The sequence below is a fragment of the Halomonas sp. DN3 genome, assembly GCF_024137905.1.
Taxonomy (GTDB): domain Bacteria; phylum Pseudomonadota; class Gammaproteobacteria; order Pseudomonadales; family Halomonadaceae; genus Halomonas; species Halomonas litopenaei.
Window position 1 is genome coordinate 4337050 of the sequence record NZ_CP099965.1, and the last position, 19305, is coordinate 4356354.

Here is a 19305-nt window from a genome sequence, read left to right on the forward strand (position 1 = left end):
ACCAAAACCCTTTGGGTGTTATATGGTCAAGCCTCACGGACCATTAGTACCGGTTAGCTCAACGCCTTGCAGCGCTTCCACACCCGGCCTATCAACCAGCTGGTCTTGCTGGGTCCTTTAGGAGGCTCAAGGCCTCAGGGAGATCTCATCTTGAAGGGGGCTTCCCGCTTAGATGCTTTCAGCGGTTATCCCGTCCGTACATAGCTACCCGGCAATGCCACTGGCGTGACAACCGGAACACCAGAGGTACGTCCACTCCGGTCCTCTCGTACTAGGAGCAGCGCTTCTCAAATCTCCAACGCCCACGGCAGATAGGGACCGAACTGTCTCACGACGTTCTAAACCCAGCTCGCGTACCACTTTAAATGGCGAACAGCCATACCCTTGGGACCGACTTCAGCCCCAGGATGTGATGAGCCGACATCGAGGTGCCAAACACCGCCGTCGATGTGAACTCTTGGGCGGTATCAGCCTGTTATCCCCGGAGTACCTTTTATCCGTTGAGCGATGGCCCTTCCATACAGAACCACCGGATCACTAGAACCTACTTTCGTATCTGCTCGACGTGTCTGTCTCGCAGTTAAGCACCCTTATGCTCTTGCACTCACTGCACGATTTCCAACCGTGCTGAGGGTACCTTCGTGCTCCTCCGTTACTCTTTGGGAGGAGACCGCCCCAGTCAAACTACCCACCACACACGGTCCTCGAACCGGATTACGGTCCTGAGTTAGAACGCCAATGATGCCAGGCTGGTATTTCAAGGTTGGCTCCACCCCATCTGGCGACAGGGTTTCAAAGCCTCCCAGCTATCCTACACAAGCAACATCAGCGTCCAGTGTGAAGCTGTAGTAAAGGTTCACGGGGTCTTTCCGTCTAGCCGCGGGTACACAGCATCTTCACTGCGATTTCAATTTCACTGAGTCTCGGGTGGAGACAGCGTGGCCATCATTACGCCATTCGTGCAGGTCGGAACTTACCCGACAAGGAATTTCGCTACCTTAGGACCGTTATAGTTACGGCCGCCGTTTACCGGGGCTTCGATCAGGAGCTTCGCGTGAGCTAACACCATCACTTAACCTTCCGGCACCGGGCAGGCGTCACACCCTATACGTCCGCTTGCGCGTTTGCAGAGTGCTGTGTTTTTAATAAACAGTTGCAGCCACCTGGTATCTTCGACCGCGTCAGGCTCCGGTCGCGAGGACCTTCACCCTAATGCGGCGTGCCTTCTCCCGAAGTTACGGCACCATTTTGCCTAGTTCCTTCACCCGAGTTCTCTCAAGCGCCTTGGTATTCTCTACCTGACCACCTGTGTCGGTTTGGGGTACGGTCTCACAGTATCTGAAGCTTAGAGGCTTTTCCTGGAAGCGTGGCATCGATGACTTCCTGACCGTAGTCAGTTCGTCTCGCCTCTCGGCCTTGAGGATCCGGATTTACCTGAATCCTCAGCCTACCGGCTTTCACCAGGACAACCAACGCCTGGCTCACCTAGCCTTCTTCGTCCCCCCATCGCAATACTGTGAGGTACGGGAATATTGACCCGTTTCCCATCGACTACGCCTTTCGGCCTCGCCTTAGGGGCCGACTCACTCTGCTCCGATTAGCGTCGAACAGAAACCCTTGGTCTTCCGGCGGGGGAGTTTTTCACTCCCCTTGTCGTTACTCATGTCAGCATTCGCACTCGTGATACCTCCAGCATGCTTCTCAACACACCTTCATCGGCTTACACGACGCTCCTCTACCGCGTGTTCGCATCCTTAAAATGACTCAGGCCGTTCACCTTGCCCTGCCCGACTCAACGTTCGGGAAGCGCTTTGCCATCGCTTCGCGATGGCAGCGAACTGACACTATCGAATCACCTTAAGTGATGCGAACACACCCGTAGCTTCGGTACCTGGTTTGAGCCCCGTTACATCTTCCGCGCAGGCCGACTCGACTAGTGAGCTATTACGCTTTCTTTAAAGGATGGCTGCTTCTAAGCCAACCTCCTAGCTGTCTAAGCCTTCCCACATCGTTTCCCACTTAACCAGGATTTCGGGACCTTAGCTGACGGTCTGGGTTGTTTCCCTTTTCACAACGGACGTTAGCACCCGCTGTGTGTCTCCCACGCTTGCACTCACCGGTATTCGGAGTTTGCCTCGGGTTGGTAAGTCGGGATGACCCCCTAGCCGAAACAGTGCTCTACCCCCGGCGGTGATACGTGAGGCGCTACCTAAATAGCTTTCGAGGAGAACCAGCTATCTCCGGGCTTGATTAGCCTTTCACTCCGATCCACAAGTCATCCAAATCTTTTTCAACAGATCCTGGTTCGGTCCTCCAGTTGATGTTACTCAACCTTCAACCTGCTCATGGATAGATCGCCCGGTTTCGGGTCTATTTCCAGCGACTGGTCGCCCAGTTAAGACTCGATTTCTCTACGCCTCCCCTATACGGTTAAGCTCGCCACTGAAAATAAGTCGCTGACCCATTATACAAAAGGTACGCGGTCACCAAACAAGTTGGCTCCCACTGCTTGTACGCATACGGTTTCAGGATCTATTTCACTCCCCTCTCCGGGGTTCTTTTCGCCTTTCCCTCACGGTACTGGTTCACTATCGGTCAGTCAGGAGTATTTAGCCTTGGAGGATGGTCCCCCGTCTTCAGTCAAGGTTTCACGTGCCTCGACCTACTCGATTTCACAACACTCAGGTTTCGGTTACGGGGCTATCACCCACTATGGCCAGACTTCCCAGTCTGTTCACCTACCAGTTGTGTTGCTTAAGGGCTGGTCCCCGTTCGCTCGCCGCTACTAGGGGAATCTCGGTTGATTTCTTTTCCTCGGGGTACTTAGATGTTTCAGTTCCCCCGGTTCGCCTCTCATGTCTATATATTCAACATGAGATACCCAAGTTACCTTGGGTGGGTTTCCCCATTCAGAGATGTCCGGGTCGCAGGTCGTTTGCCACCTCGCCGAACCTTATCGCAGGCTTCCACGTCTTTCATCGCCTCTGACTGCCTAGGCATCCACCGTATGCGCTTCATCGCTTGACCATATAACCCCAAAGGGTCTGTCAATCGATGATGTCACGACAATTGCCGGATACGCTTGAAACGTATCTTACTTTGTCAGCATGATATACATTGTTAAAGAGCGTTAGAGCAAAAGCTCTAAGCGAGAGACTTGATATCGCCTGGTGGCGAACAAGCATCTTGCTTAGAACTTGACGACTGTTTTACTCGAGATCGAGAAATGGTGGAGCCAAGCGGGATCGAACCGCTGACCTCCTGCGTGCAAGGCAGGCGCTCTCCCAGCTGAGCTATGGCCCCATACTACAAGGGTCCAGCTACTCTAGCCTCGAGCGTTGACCCTTCAGTCGCTACTCTTGCTTGATCAGGTAATTCATTGTGAGCACTTACCGACAGTCAGATGACGTGTCGTTTAAGGAGGTGATCCAGCCGCAGGTTCCCCTACGGCTACCTTGTTACGACTTCACCCCAGTCATGAACCACACCGTGGTGATCGCCCTCCGAAGTTAGGCTAACCACTTCTGGTGCAGTCCACTCCCATGGTGTGACGGGCGGTGTGTACAAGGCCCGGGAACGTATTCACCGTGACATTCTGATTCACGATTACTAGCGATTCCGACTTCACGGAGTCGAGTTGCAGACTCCGATCCGGACTGAGACCGGCTTTATGGGATTAGCTCCACCTCGCGGATTCGCAACCCATTGTACCGGCCATTGTAGCACGTGTGTAGCCCTACCCGTAAGGGCCATGATGACTTGACGTCGTCCCCACCTTCCTCCGGTTTGTCACCGGCAGTCTCCCTAGAGTTCCCGACCGAATCGCTGGCAAATAGGGACAAGGGTTGCGCTCGTTACGGGACTTAACCCAACATTTCACAACACGAGCTGACGACAGCCATGCAGCACCTGTCTGAGAGTTCCCGAAGGCACCAATCCATCTCTGGAAAGCTCTCTCGATGTCAAGGGTAGGTAAGGTTCTTCGCGTTGCATCGAATTAAACCACATGCTCCACCGCTTGTGCGGGCCCCCGTCAATTCATTTGAGTTTTAACCTTGCGGCCGTACTCCCCAGGCGGTCGACTTATCGCGTTAACTGCGCCACAAAGCTCTCAAGGAGCCCAACGGCTAGTCGACATCGTTTACGGCGTGGACTACCAGGGTATCTAATCCTGTTTGCTACCCACGCTTTCGCACCTCAGCGTCAGTGTCAGTCCAGAAGGCCGCCTTCGCCACTGGTATTCCTCCCGATCTCTACGCATTTCACCGCTACACCGGGAATTCTACCTTCCTCTCCTGCACTCTAGCCTGACAGTTCCGGATGCCGTTCCCAGGTTGAGCCCGGGGCTTTCACAACCGGCTTATCAAGCCGCCTACGCGCGCTTTACGCCCAGTAATTCCGATTAACGCTCGCACCCTCCGTATTACCGCGGCTGCTGGCACGGAGTTAGCCGGTGCTTCTTCTGTGAGTGATGTCCTCCCTCGAGGGTATTAACCTCAAGGCTTTCTTCCTCACTGAAAGTGCTTTACAACCCGAAGGCCTTCTTCACACACGCGGCATGGCTGGATCAGGCTTTCGCCCATTGTCCAATATTCCCCACTGCTGCCTCCCGTAGGAGTTCGGGCCGTGTCTCAGTCCCGATGTGGCTGATCATCCTCTCAGACCAGCTACGGATCGCAGCCTTGGTGAGCCGTTACCTCACCAACTAGCTAATCCGACATAGGCTCATCCGATAGCGCAAGGTCCGAAGATCCCCTGCTTTCCCCCGTAGGGCGTATGCGGTATTAGCCTGGGTTTCCCCAGGTTATCCCCCACTACCGGGCAGATTCCTATGCATTACTCACCCGTCCGCCGCTCGACGCCTCCTAGCAAGCTAGGATCGTTTCCGCTCGACTTGCATGTGTTAGGCCTGCCGCCAGCGTTCAATCTGAGCCATGATCAAACTCTTCAGTTTAAAGTCTGATAGTCCGTTAAGCGGACCAAACTTGGCTCAAGGTTCAAACGTCTCGTTTGACGAGTCGCTTGCCTTGATATTTCAGTGACAGTGTCACTGACTCATCGGCAAGCGCCCACATGAATTACCTGATCAAATTATTAAAGAGCGTGCTCTGGGCTCTATAGAGAGCTTAAAGAGCTGCTCTTGCGGCACCCGGCCGGAAGAGCGTCTCGCTTTGCAGCGCCTGTTGGCGCAGCGCCCTGCGAGGAAGGCGTATTCTACAGAATCGAAGCGTTTCGTCAAGGCTTTCTTTTTTCGCCGTGCAAGCGATGCCTGCAGGACCCAAGAGAAAGCGAAGCGAGCCTGACGCACATCCTGCGATGCCGTCTTGGCGACTCCGATCGAGTGGCGAGCATTCTACCGATTTCTCGTTGCCCGTCAAGTGGAGAATTTTTCGAAGACTTGAAAAAGCCTTTTCAAAACAATCACTTTACCACCCTTCACCGCCTGTGACGTTTGCTCGTCGCCGGCAGCGGATGCGTACTTTACGGATCGGGGCCGGCCTTGGCAAGCACTTCGTGTAAAAAAATTTCACGCCGGCGTCATCACATCGTCATGAGCCAGAAGCCTCCAACACCCACCCCCTACTTCACGTCTCTACTGCGCTATTCCAGACCAGTACTCCATAGCTGATTGGTGCAGCGAGCCGGCCTGTCCTTTCACTTCCCGCTGCGCCCCCGGAAGCCTCGCCTGTCGTTGCCAAGCCACCCTTGCTGCGTCTCTTCCTTGCTGCACCGTGTTTGATGCACCTTGCCTGCTGCACCTTCCTTGCTGCGCCAGCCTTGGCCCTGGCCTTCGCCTGCCCCACGACTCGCGCCTTCATGTTACCCACAGCCATCTTCTCGCACCCGCCTGTGGACAGGTCGCAGGCAGGCGGGTGGCAAAACGAAGGACGCCCGCCAGTGGCGAGCGTCCCGGAAGCGATGGTCACACCGGCGGATCAGCCGCGCAGCGTCACTCTGGCGTAACGCTTCTTGCCGGCCTGGATGACATAGCTCTGGCCGAGCGCCAGCATCAGATCCTTGGCCACCACTTCGCCATCGACGCGCACACGTCCATTACCCAGCATGTCCTTGGCCTGGGCGCTGTTGTTGGCAAGTCCCGAGCGATTGAGCACTGCCGCAATCGGCGCCTGATCGCTGCCTTCAAAGACCACCTCGACCTCGGGCAGGTCTTCGGGCAGCTCACCTTCCGCCAACTGGTTACCGGCGCTTCGGTGTGCGTTCGCCGCCGCTTCATCACCGTGGTAGCGGGCAATCAGCTCGCGCGCCAGCTCCATCTTGATGTCACGAGGGTTGTCACCGCGCTCGATCCGCGCGCGCAGATCCTCGATGGCGGCATTGTCCTTGAGCGACAAGAGTTCGAAATAGCGCCACATCAGGCTGTCGGGCATCGATACCAGCTTGTTGAACATCGCCCCCGGCGCTTCGTCGACGCCGACATAGTTGCCCAGCGACTTGGACATCTTCTGCACGCCGTCGAGGCCTTCCAGCAGCGGCATGGTAATGACGACCTGGGGCTCGAGACCGAAGTGCTTCTGCACCTCGCGGCCCATCAGAAGGTTGAACTTCTGGTCGGTTCCACCCAGCTCGATGTCAGCCTTCAAGGCGACGGAGTCATAGCCCTGCACCAGCGGGTAGAGGAACTCGTGTACCGAGATGGCCTGGCCACCCTTGTAGCGCTTTTCGAAGTCATCGCGCTCGAGCATCCGCGCCACGGTGGTCTGACCGGCGAGTTCGATCATGTCAGCGGCGCTCATTTCGGAGAACCACTCGGCGTTGAAGCGAACCTCGGTCTTGTCGGGATCGAGGATCTTGAACACCTGCTCCTTGTAGGTCTGGGCGTTGGCCTTGACCTCGGCCTCGGTCAGCGGCTTGCGGGTGACGTTCTTGCCGGTGGGGTCACCGATGCGTCCGGTGAAATCGCCGATCAGAAAGATGACCTCGTGGCCGAGATCCTGAAACTGGCGCATCTTGGTCAACAGTACGCTGTGGCCCAGGTGCAGGTCCGGCGCGGTCGGATCGAAGCCCGCCTTGATTCTCAGCTTGCGCCCGGAAGCGAGCTTTTTCTTCAGCTCATCCTCCAGCAGAATCTCGTGCGTGCCGCGCTGAATCAGCGCAAGGGCCTCGTCCACATCGCTCATGGTATTCACTCCACTTATCAATTCGGCTTTCCAGCTCGGCTTGGCTTGGTCAATCGGCCCTTGCGCGGACATCGACGCCCCCGTCAGCAGGGGCACGTCGTCACGGCGCCGGCGCCAGGTATAGACAGTGGCGGGGATGTTACCATGAACCTTTCCACCGGTTGAGATGACAAGGCCCATGCAACGCTTCATTGGACTGATGTCGGGCACCAGCATGGACGGGATCGACGCCGCCCTGGTGCGCTTTGACGCCACAGGCACGGCAGCTCTGGAGGCCAGCGTCGGCATTCCCATGCCGCAGGCTCTGCGTGAGCGGCTGTGGCAACTGGCCCACGCCGATCAGGTCAGCTTTGCTGACCTGGCCTGGGCCGAGGAGGCTTTCTGTCAGTGCCAGGCCGAGGCAGTCCAGAGATTGCTCGAGCAACAGGGGCTTGAACCCGAGGACATCGCTGCCATCGGCAGCCATGGGCAGACCATCGAGCATGCCCCCTACGGCCACCAGCCAGGCTCGCCCCCCTATACATTGCAACTGGACAACCCCAGCCGGCTGGCCGAGCTGACCCGCTGTGCCGTGGTCGCCGACTTCCGCCGCCGCGACCTGGCCGCCGGTGGTCAGGCCGCACCACTGGCACCGATCTTCCACCAGCAGGTATTTCGCCACCCCGAACGCTGGCGGCTGGTGCTGAACCTTGGCGGCATCGCCAACCTGACGCTACTGCCGCCGACCTCGGACCCGCGCGCTCCGCTGGGCTTCGACACCGGGCCTGCCAATGCCCTGCTCGACGCCTGGCACCAACGCCATCGCGGCACCCCCTTCGACGCCAACGGCGATTGGGCTGCCGGCGGCCAGGTGGATACCGCGCTGCTCGAGCGTTGGCTGGCGGAGCCCTACTTTCACCGCCCACCGCCTCGCAGCACCGGGCGTGAGCTGTTCTCTCTCGACTGGGCAGAGGCGCAGTTGAACGGTTCAGAGTCACCACAGGACGTCCAGGCCACCCTGGCGGAACTGACCGCCACCAGCGTCGCCCTGGGCATCGAGATGGCGCGGGAGCACTTTACCGCCCCGGCCTCCCTCGACCTGGTGCCCTGCGGCGGCGGTTCACGCAACCTGGACCTGCTGGCACGCCTTGCGCGCCAGCTGCCGGAGGCCACTCTACTGGACAGCGAATCCCTGGGCTGGCCGGCCGACTGGCTGGAAGCCGCCGCCTTTGCCTGGCTGGCCCATGCCCGACTGAATCTGCAACCCGGCAACCTGCCGTCGGTCACCGGCGCCAGCGCAGAGCGCGTGCTCGGCGGGCTCTACGCCCGCTAAAGGGTAACGACTGGCTCTGAACCACCGCCTCACCCCCAGCCTTCGCCCTGGGGGCTCACCCAGCCCTCGTTCTGCCCGCCACTCCAGCCGGCGCTCGGCCCGCTATCGACCAGAGATTCACGGGTCAGGCGCCGGGCATCCTCCGGCGCCACCTCGCCACAGGCCACCAGTCTCGCCAGATCGGCGTCCAGGGTCTGCATGCCGGCCTGGCCGCCGGTCTGCATCGACGAGTAAATCTGAGCCAACTTGTCCTCACGGATCAGATGACGGATCGCCTGATTGATCAAGAGGATCTCTCGCGCCGCCACTCGCCCGCCCCGGCTGCTGGGCAGCAGCGCCTGGGAGACAACCGCCTGCAAGGACTCCGACAGCATGGTCCGCACCGCATTCTTTTCATCACCCGGGAAGGCATCGATGATCCGATCGATGGTCTTGACCGCGGAGGCGGTATGCAGGGTGGCAAATACCAGATGCCCGGTCTCGGCCGCGGTCATGGCCAGGCGCGCCGTTTCCAGGTCGCGAATCTCTCCGACCAGAATGACGTCGGGATCCTCGCGCAGGGCGCTGCGCAGGGCGACGGCAAAGCCCTCGGTGTGGCGGTGTACCTCTCGCTGGGACACCAGCGCCTGCTGGCTGTGGTGGATGAACTCGATGGGATCCTCGATGGTGAGGATATGGTCGCGACGGTGGCGGTTGATATGGTCGATCATCGCCGCAAGCGTTGTGCTCTTGCCGGACCCGGTGGGCCCGGTCACCAGTACCAGGCCCCGCGGCAGGGCGACAAGACGTTCGAAGATCTCGCCCATCCCCAGCTCCGAAAGCGTCGGGATGCGATCGGGGATGGTACGCAATACCGCCGCCGCCCCGCGCCGCTGGACGAAAGCATTGACGCGATAACGCGACAGACCCGGTATCTGGTGGGAAAAGTCGGCCTCGTGGGTGCGCGAATACTGCTCGCGCAGCTCCTCATCCATCAACGACTCGAGCAACAATCTGACCTGACCATCGCCCATCGGCGGGCCAGGCAGACGCTCCAGTTCACCATTGACGCGCATCACCGGTGGCAGTCCCGCCGACAGGTGCAGATCCGAGGCGCCCTGCTTTGCCGAGAGTGCCAGCAGTTCGGTAATATCCATGGGCTTACCAGGCTTGAACCCCCGACTCGGGGGCAGGGAGCCCCACGATAGGACAGACCCAGGCCGATGACCACGACGATTGCCGAATCCTTGACCCAAGCCCGGACACGCCTGAATCAGGCACTTGCAACGGCGGGAAGAGCGCCCGACGCGGCCCTGCTGCTGGCGGTCAGCAAGACCAAGCCAGCCGACATGATCCGGGATGCCTATACCCTGGGCCAGCGCGACTTCGGCGAGAACTATCTACAGGAAGCGCTGGATAAACAGGCCCAACTGGGCGACTGCCCTGGCATACACTGGCACTTCATCGGACCGCTGCAATCCAACAAGACACGTGACGTGGCCAGCCATTTCGACTGGGTCCATGGTGTCGATCGTGCCAAGATCGCTCAGCGCCTGAGCGATCAGCGCCCGGATGGCCTTCCCGCACTGAATATCTGTCTGCAGGTCAACGTCAGCGGCGAAGCAACCAAATCAGGCGTCAGCCTGGAGGAGCTGCCTGAGCTGGCGAGCCTGGCGGCGGCGCTGCCTCGCGTGCGTCTGCGCGGATTGATGGCCATCCCGGCCCCCAGCGAAGACCCAGAAGCGCAGCGCGAGCCCTTCCGGCTACTGGCCGAGGCCTTGTCATCGCTGCGTCGAGAGCTGCCGGACGCACCGCTGGACACCTTGTCCATGGGCATGAGTGCCGACCTGGAGGCTGCCGTCGCCGAGGGCGCCACCATCGTGCGCCTGGGCACCGCGATCTTTGGCTCGCGCCAGTGAGCCCGTCGCCACGACAGGCCTGGTGACGCTACCCTGTTTGTCCGAATACCCAATGCCCTACCCTTCAAGGAGCCCCGCATGGCCAGCAACGTGACCTTTATCGGCGCCGGCAACATGGCCAGCGCCATCTTCGGCGGCATGGTGCACAGCGGCTACCCAGCCGATGCCATCACCGCCACCGCCACCCGTGACGCCACCCTGGCGCCGCTCGCCGAGCGCCTGGGCATCCATACCACCACCGACAATCTGGCGGCGATCGAGCACGCCGACGTGGTCGTACTGTCGGTCAAGCCACAGATCATGCGCCAGGTGTGCGAGACTCTACGGGAGTCGGTGCAAAAGCGTCGGCCGCTGATCGTGTCGGTGGCGGCTGGCCTCAGCGCCGAGACCTTGGAACAATGGCTGGGTGGCGGCCTGGCGATGGTCCGCTGCATGCCCAACACTCCGTCGCTGGTCGGTGCCGGTGCCTCCGGGCTGTATGCCAACCCGCGCGTCAGCGACGAGCAGCGAGCCCTGGTCGGCGAGCTGATGACGTCCGTCGGCATCATCGAATGGGTCGAAGACGAAGCCCTGCTGGAAGCGGTCACCGCCGTCTCGGGTAGTGCACCGGCCTACTTCTTCCTGATGTTCGAGGCCATGGAAGAGGCCGCCGTCAAACTCGGGCTAAGCGCAGAAAGCGCTCGCCGACTGGCGATGCAGACCGCCTACGGGGCCGCCTCGATGGCGATGCAGAGCGACCGTGATCCCGGTGAACTGAAACGCAATGTGATGTCCCCGGGGGGTACCACCGAGAGGGCCATCGAATATCTGGAGCAGGCAGGACTGCGGCAGGCGCTCGACGGCGCCATGCAAGCCTGTGCCAAGCGTGCTCAGGAAATGTCTGCCGAACTCGGCAAGGGTTAATCAAAGACGGAGGAGCCCACATGGGCAGTCAACTGGGAAACGCTGGCCTGCTGCTGGTCAACACCCTGATCAACATCTTCTTGTTCCTGCTGATGCTGCGCTTTCTGCTGCAGGCCTCGAAGGCGGACTACTACAACCCCTTGAGCCAGTCGGTGGTCAAGATTACCCAGCCGGTGGTGCGTCCCTTCCAGAGCGTGCTTGGCCCGGTGATGGGCCGCTTTGACCTGGCCACCCTGGCCGCGGGCTTTCTGGTCAAGGTGATCAGCATCATCATCCTGCTGCAGCTGGCCGGTGTCGGCATGCCCAGGCTCGATGGCCTGGCCATCGCCGGCGTCGCGGCCCTGGCCAGCGCGATCCTGAAGATCTACTTCTTTGCGCTGATCGTGATGATCATCCTCAGCTGGGTCGCCCCCAACGCCAGCCATCCCGGCGCGCTGCTGGTGATGCAACTGGTGGAGCCGATCATGGCGCCGGTACGCCGGGTGATTCCGCCGCTGGGGATGCTCGACCTGTCACCCATCGTGGTGTTCATCGGCATCAACCTGATCGATGGCATCGTGGTGGGTTCGCTGGTCCGGGCCGCCGGTATCTCCGGGATGCTGGTCGGGCTCTAGGCTCGACCAACGCTCGCGTACACGGCCACGACAACACCAACTTTCACTGGACACACACGACTGATGCCCGAGACGACTCGCGATTCGGTCGGACTGGTGACGCCGCAGGTGGCGCACTTCGACGACCCTCTGCCCCTGGTCTGCGGCAAGACGCTGCCGGCCTACGACCTGGTCTACGAGACCTACGGCACCCTCAATCAGGACCGCAGCAATGCGGTCCTCATCTGCCATGCCCTGTCCGGCCACCACCACGCCGCGGGTTATCATGACGAGGCCGATCGCAAGCCAGGCTGGTGGGACGCCCACATCGGTCCCGGCAAGTCCATCGACACCGATCGTTTCTTCGTCATCTCGCTGAATAACCTCGGCGGCTGCCATGGCTCCACCGGGCCTTCCAGCATCAACCCGGACACCGGCCGCCGCTGGGGGCCGGACTTCCCCATGGTCACCGTCTGCGACTGGGTCGACAGCCAGGTTCGCCTGGCCGATCGGCTGGGCATCAGCCGCTTCGCCGCCGTCGTCGGCGGCAGCCTGGGCGGCATGCAGGTGCTGCAGTGGTCACTGGCCTATCCGGAACGCATCGCCAACGCGGTGGTCATCGCCGCCACGCCCAAGCTGTCGGCGCAGAACATCGCCTTCAACGAGGTCGCGCGTCAGGCCATTCGCTCGGACACCGACTTCCACGACGGCCACTACGCCGATCACGAGACCCTGCCCCGCCGCGGACTGAAGCTGGCGCGCATGGTCGGCCACATTACCTATCTGTCCGAAGACGCCATGGGCTCGAAGTTCGGCCGCGATCTGCGCAGCGAAGACCTCAACTTCGGCTTCGACGTGGAGTTCCAGGTGGAGTCCTACCTGCGCTACCAGGGCGACGCCTTTTCCACCTCCTTCGACGCCAACACCTATCTGCTGATGACCAAGGCGCTGGACTACTTCGACCCGGCCTCGTCCCACCAGGGCGACCTGGCCAAGGCCCTGGCCCCGGCTGAGTGTCCGTTCCTGGTGGTCAGCTTCAGCACCGACTGGCGGTTCCCGCCGTCACGCTCCAAGGAGCTGGTCAACGCCTTGATTCGTGCCGGCAAGTCGGTCAGCTACGCCAATATCGACTCGCCCCACGGCCATGATGCCTTCCTGATGCCGGAGCCGCGCTATCAAGCGATCTTCGCCGGCTTCATGAGACGCGTCGCCGATGACCTCAAGCTGCCGTCACGCCAGGAGGCCGACCATGCGCTCTGACCTCACCCTGATTCACGGCTGGATTCCCGAGGGCGCCCATGTGCTCGACCTGGCCTGCGGTGACGGCACCCTGCTGCACGCTCTGGCGCGCGACAAGGGCGTCACCGGTTACGGTCTGGAAATCGATCCTGACGGCATCACCGCCTGCATCGAGAAGGGCGTCAGCGTCATCGAGCAGAACCTCGACGAAGGACTCGCCAACTTCGAGGATGACGCCTGCGATCTGGTGATCATGACCCAGGCGTTGCAGGCGCTGCGCCGCCCCGACCGCATGCTCGACGAAATGCTGCGGGTGGCCCGGGAATGCATCATCACCTTCCCCAACTTCGCCTACTGGCGCCACCGGGTCCATCTTGGGCTACGCGGCTACATGCCGGTGTCCAAGTCGCTGCCCCACGCCTGGTACGACACCCCCAACATCCACCTGTCGACGTTCAATGACTTCGAGGCGCTGTGTCGTGACAAGGGGGTGACCATCGTCGACCGCGCGGTGGGCATCAAGGACCACGAAGGTAGACGGCTGTCACGGCTGTGGCCCAACCTGTTTGGCGAGATCGCGATCTTTCGCGTGAGCCGCGACGGCTGACACCTGGCGCGGGCGCGCCACAGGCCTCGGCGCGACAGGATGGGCCGAGGGTCAAGGCCGTAATGGGTCGGACGTCAGCAGGCAGGCCTGCTGCCAAGGAGCATGAGATGAACGTCAATCGAGCCAGCCACCGACGATACGCGCTCGCCTTGTCTGTGCTGGTGCTGCTGGCGCTGCAGGCATTGCCGACGGCGCCAGCCCAGGCCCAGCAGTTCGAGCGCTTCGGCGATATCGAGGCGCACTACAGCGCCATCACCACCGACTTTCTCCCCGATGAGATGGCCCGCCGTCTGGATATCCAGCGCAGCCCGCACCAGGGTCTGGTCAGCCTCAGCGTTCGCGACGCCGATGGCCAGGCCCTCAACGTCGCCACCGAAGGCAGCGTCTCGGTGGTAGGCAAGCCCGGCGAGACACCTCTGGCCTTTCGCACCCTGCGGGAAGGCGATGGCATCTCGCGCTACGCCACCTTCGCCATCGACACCAGTGCGCCGATGCGCTTTCGGCTCTCGCTGCAGCTTGACCGCAACGCTTCCCCCGAGGCAGTCAGCTTCTTGAAACGGTTCTATCGTGACCAGTGATACCCTTTTCTCTTCGGCGCCACCCGTCACCTCGGCGGTCGGCGACGCCCTGAAAGAATGCGCTCAGGGCGCCACCGGCGGCCTCGAGACCCTTGCCAGGCTGACGGTGCCTCACCTGACCGCCATCGCCCGCCACTTTCTCGACGCGCCAAGGGATGTCGAGGACGTGATCCACGACACCCTGGTGCTGGCATGGCACAACATCTGGCGCTTCGACCCCGCCGCCGAGTCCCCCCATGCGTGGCTGATGCAGGTGTTCGCCTCGCGCCTGGCGAGCCAGCGCCTGGCGTTGGCCACACCGGCCGATGCCACGCCCTGGCGGCTCGATGTCGACCGCGTCGTTCTGCCGCCTCCGCTGACGGATGCCCAGCGCCCGACGCTGGACGCCTTGATGGCGCTGTACCAGCAGTTGCCTCCGGCGTCGGTGGATGATGCCCTGAAGGCACGACTGTGCTGTGCCATCAGCCTGCTGGATGCCAGCCGCGACATGCCGCTGACGCCCGGCGGTGAGCCCGCCGACCCCAGCCTGTACGATCCCAGCCTGGGCCCGCGCATGAGCCTGTCACGACTGGCCCAGCGGGCCAAGGGACTGGTCAATCGCTCGCTGACACTGCCGCTGGAGCACCTGGCCCTGCGCCTGTGGCTGTCCGAGGCCCCAGGCAGCCGGCCCCTCGAGGCCCGCGGCCTGCCCCGACGCGGCATCGAATCACGCTACGGCGAGGCCCTGGACGTCAGCGTCGACCCACGCCGGCTGCTCAAGCAGATCCACTATCCACGCTCCTTCCCGGATCGGCGCGAGCGTCACCGGATCAGTGATCGCCTGTTATGGGACGGCGACTGGGATCTGTCGACGACCCACGCCCTGTCGAGCCGTCGCATGCACTTCATCGCCGACATCTGGGCACACCGCCGCGACCCAAGCCAGAGCCGCAGCTACCACCAGCTGGCCGAACGCCTGGCCAGAGGCAAGCCGGTGGCCTCGCACTCCGACGGCATGGTGCTGGATCGTCCCGAACGCATCCTCGCCTATCTGCGCCGATACCTCCTGTACATGGAGGCCATGGCCTGTTTCGGCTTCGACAATGGCCTCGGCAAGGACCGTCTGGGCGCGGCGGTGGATCGGCACGGCGAGCTGGTCAAGATCAACAAGGGGCTGCACCGCATGGCCATGGCCCAGGTGATCGGCATACCACGGGTCGAGGTGCGCGTCCGCGGCATCCATCGTCAGTGGTGGGACCAGGTCAGCGAGGGAGCCAAGGGCGACACCGCCATGCTGCGCGTCCTCGCGGCCCTGCCCGACTGCCGTCCGTCCGCAGCAGACTGAACCAGCCCCTCACAGAAGCGCCGATTCAGTCCTCGACGAACTGCGCCATCGGCCGCACCGGCAAGGATGCATCCAGGGTCAGCGCCAGTGGCCTGCCCTGGTCGTCTCGCCGGGCGCGGATGCGGTAGGCCAGCACCTCGACGCCCTCGGCCATCACCCGTCTCAGGGTATCGCCGTACCCCGGATCCAGGTGCATCGCCGGGGCCACATCGTCGATGCCCTCGTGGGCGACCAGGAACAGCAACACCGCTCGCTTCCCCTCGGCCACCAGCTGCGCCAGGCTTTCCAGGTGCTTGCGCCCACGTTCGCTGACCGCGTCGGGAAAGTAACCGTGGCCATCGCTTTCCTTGAGGGTGACCTGCTTGACCTCGACGAAGCAGCTCGGGCGCTCGTCGTCATCCAGGCGAAAGTCCAGCCGGGCGTTGGCCACCTTGGCCTCGCGCTTGATCGCCGAATAACCCCTGAGTTCGGCCACCGTCCCCGAGCGCAGGGCCTCCTCGACGATCCGGTTGGCTCGCCCGGTATGCACCGAGGCCAACGCCGACGCAGCACCGGCCTGGGTGTCGCCAGACGGCAGTTCGATCAATTCCCAGGTCCAGGCCAGCTTGCGCGCCGGATTGTCGCTGGGGGACAGCCAGACCCGGGCGCCGGGAACATTGACCGCGCGCATCGAGCCGGTGTTGGGGCAGTGGGCGACCACTTCGCGCCCGTCGTCGAGGCGCACATCGGCCAGAAATCGCTTGTAGCGGCGCAGCAATACGCCGCCGACCAGGGTGGGGTAGTTCATGAGCCCTGCCGTGCCAGAAAACGTTCCAGACGCGCCAGGGCTTCCTGCAGACGCGGCACCTCGGTGGTGAAGGCGATGCGCACGTGGTGCTCGCCGCCCTGCAGGGCAAAGTCGGTCCCCGGGGTAATCGCCACGTTCTCCTCTTCGAGCAGGCGCAGGCAGAACGCCTGGCTGTCGTTGCTGTAGGCGGAGATGTCGAGCCAAAGATAGAAAGCCCCCTGGGGCGGCAGCGACGGTGCCAGGCCGAGCCGCGACAGCCCTTCCAGCAAGGCGTCCCGGCGTGTCTGGAGCTCTCGCCGGCGCTCCTCGAACAACGCCTGACACTCCGGGCTGAAAGCGGCCAGCGCCGCGTGCTGGGCCGGCGTGGAGGCGGCCAGAAAGACGTTCTGAGCCAGACGCGTCAGCGGCTCCACGGCGTCCTCGGGCGCCACCAGCCAGCCCAGGCGCCAGCCGGTCATGCCGAAGTACTTCGAGAAGCTGTTGACGATAAAGGCCCGATCGCTGAGTGACGCCACCGACAGCGGCGCCATGCCGTAGTTGAGCCCCTGGTAGATCTCGTCCACCAAGAGCTCACCGCCGCGCTCGGCCACCGCGTCCACCACCGCGCCGAGCGCCGCGCGCTCGAGCACATGGCCGGTAGGGTTGGACGGCGAGGCCAGCATCGCCAGGCGCGTATCGTCGCGCCAATGCCGCTCGATCAGCTCGGCGTTCAGCTGCCAGCCGCTGTCGGGCCCTACCGGCACCGCGTCCACCCGGGCGCCGGCCAGCGCCATGAAGTGGCGATTGCAGGGATAGTTCGGGTCGGCCATCAGCACGCCGTCTCCAGGCCCCGCCAGCAATTGACTCGCCAGCAGCAGCGCCCCGGACGCGCCGGGGGTGACGATAATCCGCTCCAGCGCCACCTCGGCATCGAAGTGCTCACGATAGTGGCCGGCAATCGCCTCGCGAAGCGCAGGAATACCGGTGGCAGGGGTATAGCGGGTGCGTCCCTCGTCCAGGGCACGGTGGCCGGCCTCGCGCACCGCAGGTGGGGTCGAGAAGTCCGGCTCGCCGACCTCCAGATGGATCACGTCCTCGCCGGCCGCCTCGCGCTGCTGAGCGAGTTCCAGCAGATGCATCACACGGAAAGGGGCGACCCCTTCGACCCTGGCGTTAAAGCTCATGGCTTCCTCTCTTGATCGCGGCCCGCAGCGAACCCGAGCCCTGCTTGATGGTCCAATGGAGGTATTGAAACATGGAACCTCGTCGCCGTCCGTCACCGTCCGGGACGCCAATCATTGATCCGGACGATGCGGGCTACGACTTTCGGGGAGAAAACTGGTAGTTATCGCGCAAAACTATTGCACTACGGCCAAATATCCGCTAAACAACCTTCCCTTTGGCGTGAGATACCTTAGCCTAGCGTGGGGTATTGATCAGCAGTCACTAAAGTAATGAGGCAATCCCATGCCAGTTGCACAGAAAAAACCGGAAGCGCCCAAGAAGTTCATCCCGTACGAGCCGGCGGCGGGTGAAGAATACATGAACGAGAAGCAGCTCGAGCACTTCCGCCAGATCCTGCTTGGCTGGAAGCAGGAGCTGATGGAAGAAGTCGACCGTACTGTTCGCCATCTGCAGGAAGAGGCCAACAACTACGCCGACCCGGCTGACCGTGCCACCCAGGAAGAGGGCTTCAGCCTGGAGCTGCGGACCCGCGATCGCGAGCGCAAGTTGCTCAAGAAGATCAACGAGACCCTCGAGATGATCGATGAGGACGACTACGGCTTCTGCGATGCCTGCGGCGTGGAGATCGGCATCCGTCGCCTGGAAGCGCGTCCCACCGCCACCCTCTGTGTCGACTGCAAGACCCTGGCCGAACTGAAGGAAAAGCAGCTCGGCGGCTGATCCCCCCCTCGCCGGACCTTCGACAACGGGCACCTCAGGGTGCCCGTTTGCGTGATCACCTGCCCCCCGGCTGCCTGTTCACGAGGGTTGCCTGTTCCCGATAGCGCTGGAGCCCCCATGCACCACGTCCATGGTCGCTTTGCCCCCACCCCCTCAGGTCCGCTTCACGCCGGCTCGCTGGTGGCCGCGGTGGCGAGCTATCTGGATGCGCGTAGCCAGCAAGGCCGCTGGAGCCTGCGCATCGAGGATGTCGATCCCCCCCGCTGCCCTCCTGGCAGCGTCGATACCATCCTGCGCCAGCTCGAGACCTTTGGCCTCGCCTGGGACGGCGAGGTGCGCTACCAGAGTCATCGCCATGACGCCTATGCACGTGCCCTTGCGCGGCTGACCGAGCAGGGCATGGCCTACCCCTGCAGCTGCTCGCGCAAGCAGTGGCGGGACCACGGCATCTATCCAGGCTGGTGCCGCGACGGCGTATGCCAGCCCGAGGCCCCCCAGGCCTGGCGCCTGCGCAGCGACCTGGGGCAGCGCCCGGTCAGCTGGCACGATCGGCTGCAGGGTCTGCAGCGCTTCGACCCTGCCGCCCTGGGTGACGTCGTGCTCAAGCGCAAGGACGGCCTCTGGGCCTACCAGCTGGCGGTGGTGGTGGATGATATCGACCAGCACATCACCGACGTGGTGCGCGGCGCCGATCTTCTCGACAACACCCCCTGGCAGCTGCAGCTGCTCGAAGCCCTCGGTGCCGAGCCGCCGCGCTATCTTCACCTGCCGCTGGTGATAGGGCAGGATGGGCAGAAGCTGTCCAAGCAGAACCTGGCCCGGCCACTGCCCGAAGATCCTCGTGACGTACGCCGGCTGCTGCATGCCACCCTGGCACTGCTGGGGCAGTCCCCCGACCCGGCGGCGAGCGAGGCGCCGGTGGCCGAGCAGCTCGAGGCCGCCTGCCGCCGCTGGCGCCCTCGCCAGATCCCCCGCGCAGACATCGCCTCGCAGGGGCTGCAAGTGGACGGCGACGACGCTGACACCAACGAGTGAGCCTGC

At 62.4% G+C, this 19305-nt stretch carries 14 protein-coding genes, 1 tRNA gene and 2 rRNA genes; 10 read left to right on the forward strand and 7 right to left on the reverse strand.

The annotated features are described in order from the left end of the window. Positions 1-22: 22 nt before the first annotated feature. From NKF27_RS18790 to tyrS, 4 genes are all read right to left on the reverse strand, one after another. Positions 23-3027: ribosomal RNA gene (locus NKF27_RS18790) — 23S ribosomal RNA — on the reverse strand. A gap of 200 nt (positions 3028-3227) precedes the next feature. Then, a tRNA-Ala gene (locus tag NKF27_RS18795) sits at positions 3228-3303 on the reverse strand. A 113-nt stretch (positions 3304-3416) separates the two neighbouring features. Beyond that, a 16S ribosomal RNA gene (locus tag NKF27_RS18800) occupies positions 3417-4954 on the reverse strand. Together the 16S and 23S rRNA genes with 1 tRNA gene alongside form the textbook arrangement of a ribosomal RNA operon. Positions 4955-5936: 982 nt before the next feature. Then, complete coding sequence (gene tyrS, locus NKF27_RS18805) at positions 5937-7139, reverse strand: tyrosine--tRNA ligase (protein ID WP_045993280.1); 1203 nt, start codon at positions 7137-7139, stop codon at positions 5937-5939. Between the two features lie 178 nt (positions 7140-7317). On the opposite strand from tyrS, the gene NKF27_RS18810 reads away from it, so the two are divergent. Next, positions 7318-8451 carry an anhydro-N-acetylmuramic acid kinase gene (locus NKF27_RS18810; protein WP_253554244.1) on the forward strand — a complete coding sequence of 378 codons (1134 nt, stop codon included), beginning with the start codon at positions 7318-7320 and terminating at the stop codon, positions 8449-8451. Between the two features lie 29 nt (positions 8452-8480). On the opposite strand, the gene NKF27_RS18815 is transcribed toward NKF27_RS18810, so the two are convergent. Continuing rightward, on the reverse strand, positions 8481-9587 hold the full coding sequence (locus tag NKF27_RS18815; RefSeq protein ID WP_301271162.1) for a type IV pilus twitching motility protein PilT: 1107 nt from the start codon (positions 9585-9587) through the stop codon (positions 8481-8483). 66 nt (positions 9588-9653) lie between these two features. On the opposite strand from NKF27_RS18815, the gene NKF27_RS18820 reads away from it, so the two are divergent. From NKF27_RS18820 to NKF27_RS18850, 7 genes are all read left to right on the forward strand, one after another. Then, on the forward strand, positions 9654-10349 hold the full coding sequence (locus NKF27_RS18820; RefSeq protein ID WP_253554245.1) for a YggS family pyridoxal phosphate-dependent enzyme: 696 nt from the start codon (positions 9654-9656) through the stop codon (positions 10347-10349). Between the two features lie 78 nt (positions 10350-10427). Then, entirely contained in the window at positions 10428-11252 is an 825-nt protein-coding gene (gene proC / locus NKF27_RS18825) for a pyrroline-5-carboxylate reductase (protein ID WP_253554249.1), read from the forward strand. A gap of 20 nt (positions 11253-11272) precedes the next feature. Next, positions 11273-11866 (forward strand): YggT family protein, encoded by a 594-nt coding sequence (locus NKF27_RS18830; protein WP_045993284.1) that lies wholly within the window; start codon positions 11273-11275, stop codon positions 11864-11866. A 63-nt stretch (positions 11867-11929) separates the two neighbouring features. Continuing rightward, positions 11930-13105: a homoserine O-acetyltransferase gene (locus NKF27_RS18835; protein WP_045993285.1), complete on the forward strand. Its 1176-nt coding sequence runs from the start codon at positions 11930-11932 to the stop codon at positions 13103-13105. Next, entirely contained in the window at positions 13095-13691 is a 597-nt protein-coding gene (gene metW, locus NKF27_RS18840) for a methionine biosynthesis protein MetW (protein WP_045993286.1), read from the forward strand. Before NKF27_RS18835 ends, metW begins: the two co-directional genes overlap by 11 nt. 107 nt (positions 13692-13798) lie before the next feature. Continuing rightward, the gene (locus tag NKF27_RS18845) at positions 13799-14269 is read left to right on the forward strand and encodes a DUF4426 domain-containing protein (RefSeq protein WP_253554251.1); all 471 of its coding nucleotides are present in this window, start codon (positions 13799-13801) and stop codon (positions 14267-14269) included. Then, the gene (locus NKF27_RS18850; RefSeq protein ID WP_253554254.1) at positions 14259-15593 is read left to right on the forward strand and encodes an RNA polymerase sigma factor; all 1335 of its coding nucleotides are present in this window, start codon (positions 14259-14261) and stop codon (positions 15591-15593) included. Before NKF27_RS18845 ends, NKF27_RS18850 begins: the two co-directional genes overlap by 11 nt. 25 nt (positions 15594-15618) lie before the next feature. Here NKF27_RS18850 and sfsA read toward each other — a convergent pair whose 3' ends face one another. Together sfsA and NKF27_RS18860 are read right to left on the reverse strand one after the other, a co-directional pair. After that, positions 15619-16380, reverse strand: a complete 762-nt coding sequence (gene sfsA / locus NKF27_RS18855) for a DNA/RNA nuclease SfsA (RefSeq protein ID WP_253554257.1) — start codon at positions 16378-16380, stop codon at positions 15619-15621. Beyond that, positions 16377-17543, reverse strand: coding sequence for an aminotransferase class I/II-fold pyridoxal phosphate-dependent enzyme (locus tag NKF27_RS18860; RefSeq protein ID WP_253554258.1), 1167 nt, complete (start codon positions 17541-17543; stop codon positions 16377-16379). The genes sfsA and NKF27_RS18860 overlap by 4 nt, the downstream gene beginning before the upstream one ends. Positions 17544-17826: 283 nt before the next feature. Here NKF27_RS18860 and dksA point away from each other — a divergent pair, with 283 nt between their 5' ends. Both dksA and gluQRS read left to right on the forward strand, forming a co-directional pair. Beyond that, complete coding sequence (gene dksA / locus NKF27_RS18865; RefSeq protein ID WP_045993290.1) at positions 17827-18264, forward strand: RNA polymerase-binding protein DksA; 438 nt, start codon at positions 17827-17829, stop codon at positions 18262-18264. Between the two features lie 117 nt (positions 18265-18381). Further along, positions 18382-19299 (forward strand): tRNA glutamyl-Q(34) synthetase GluQRS, encoded by a 918-nt coding sequence (gluQRS, locus tag NKF27_RS18870; protein ID WP_124805259.1) that lies wholly within the window; start codon positions 18382-18384, stop codon positions 19297-19299. The last annotated feature ends 6 nt before the right edge of the window (positions 19300-19305 follow it).

Coding starts and splice junctions, on each gene's coding strand:
- tyrS (WP_045993280.1), bottom strand. CDS start 7,139: ATGAGCGATGTGGACGAGGCCCTTGCGCTGATTCAGCGCGGCACGCAC.
- NKF27_RS18810 (WP_253554244.1), top strand. CDS start 7,318: ATGCAACGCTTCATTGGACTGATGTCGGGCACCAGCATGGACGGGATC.
- NKF27_RS18815 (WP_301271162.1), bottom strand. CDS start 9,587: ATGGATATTACCGAACTGCTGGCACTCTCGGCAAAGCAGGGCGCCTCG.
- NKF27_RS18820 (WP_253554245.1), top strand. CDS start 9,654: ATGACCACGACGATTGCCGAATCCTTGACCCAAGCCCGGACACGCCTG.
- proC (WP_253554249.1), top strand. CDS start 10,428: ATGGCCAGCAACGTGACCTTTATCGGCGCCGGCAACATGGCCAGCGCC.
- NKF27_RS18830 (WP_045993284.1), top strand. CDS start 11,273: ATGGGCAGTCAACTGGGAAACGCTGGCCTGCTGCTGGTCAACACCCTG.
- NKF27_RS18835 (WP_045993285.1), top strand. CDS start 11,930: ATGCCCGAGACGACTCGCGATTCGGTCGGACTGGTGACGCCGCAGGTG.
- metW (WP_045993286.1), top strand. CDS start 13,095: ATGCGCTCTGACCTCACCCTGATTCACGGCTGGATTCCCGAGGGCGCC.
- NKF27_RS18845 (WP_253554251.1), top strand. CDS start 13,799: ATGAACGTCAATCGAGCCAGCCACCGACGATACGCGCTCGCCTTGTCT.
- sfsA (WP_253554257.1), bottom strand. CDS start 16,380: ATGAACTACCCCACCCTGGTCGGCGGCGTATTGCTGCGCCGCTACAAG.
- NKF27_RS18860 (WP_253554258.1), bottom strand. CDS start 17,543: ATGAGCTTTAACGCCAGGGTCGAAGGGGTCGCCCCTTTCCGTGTGATG.
- dksA (WP_045993290.1), top strand. CDS start 17,827: ATGCCAGTTGCACAGAAAAAACCGGAAGCGCCCAAGAAGTTCATCCCG.
- gluQRS (WP_124805259.1), top strand. CDS start 18,382: ATGCACCACGTCCATGGTCGCTTTGCCCCCACCCCCTCAGGTCCGCTT.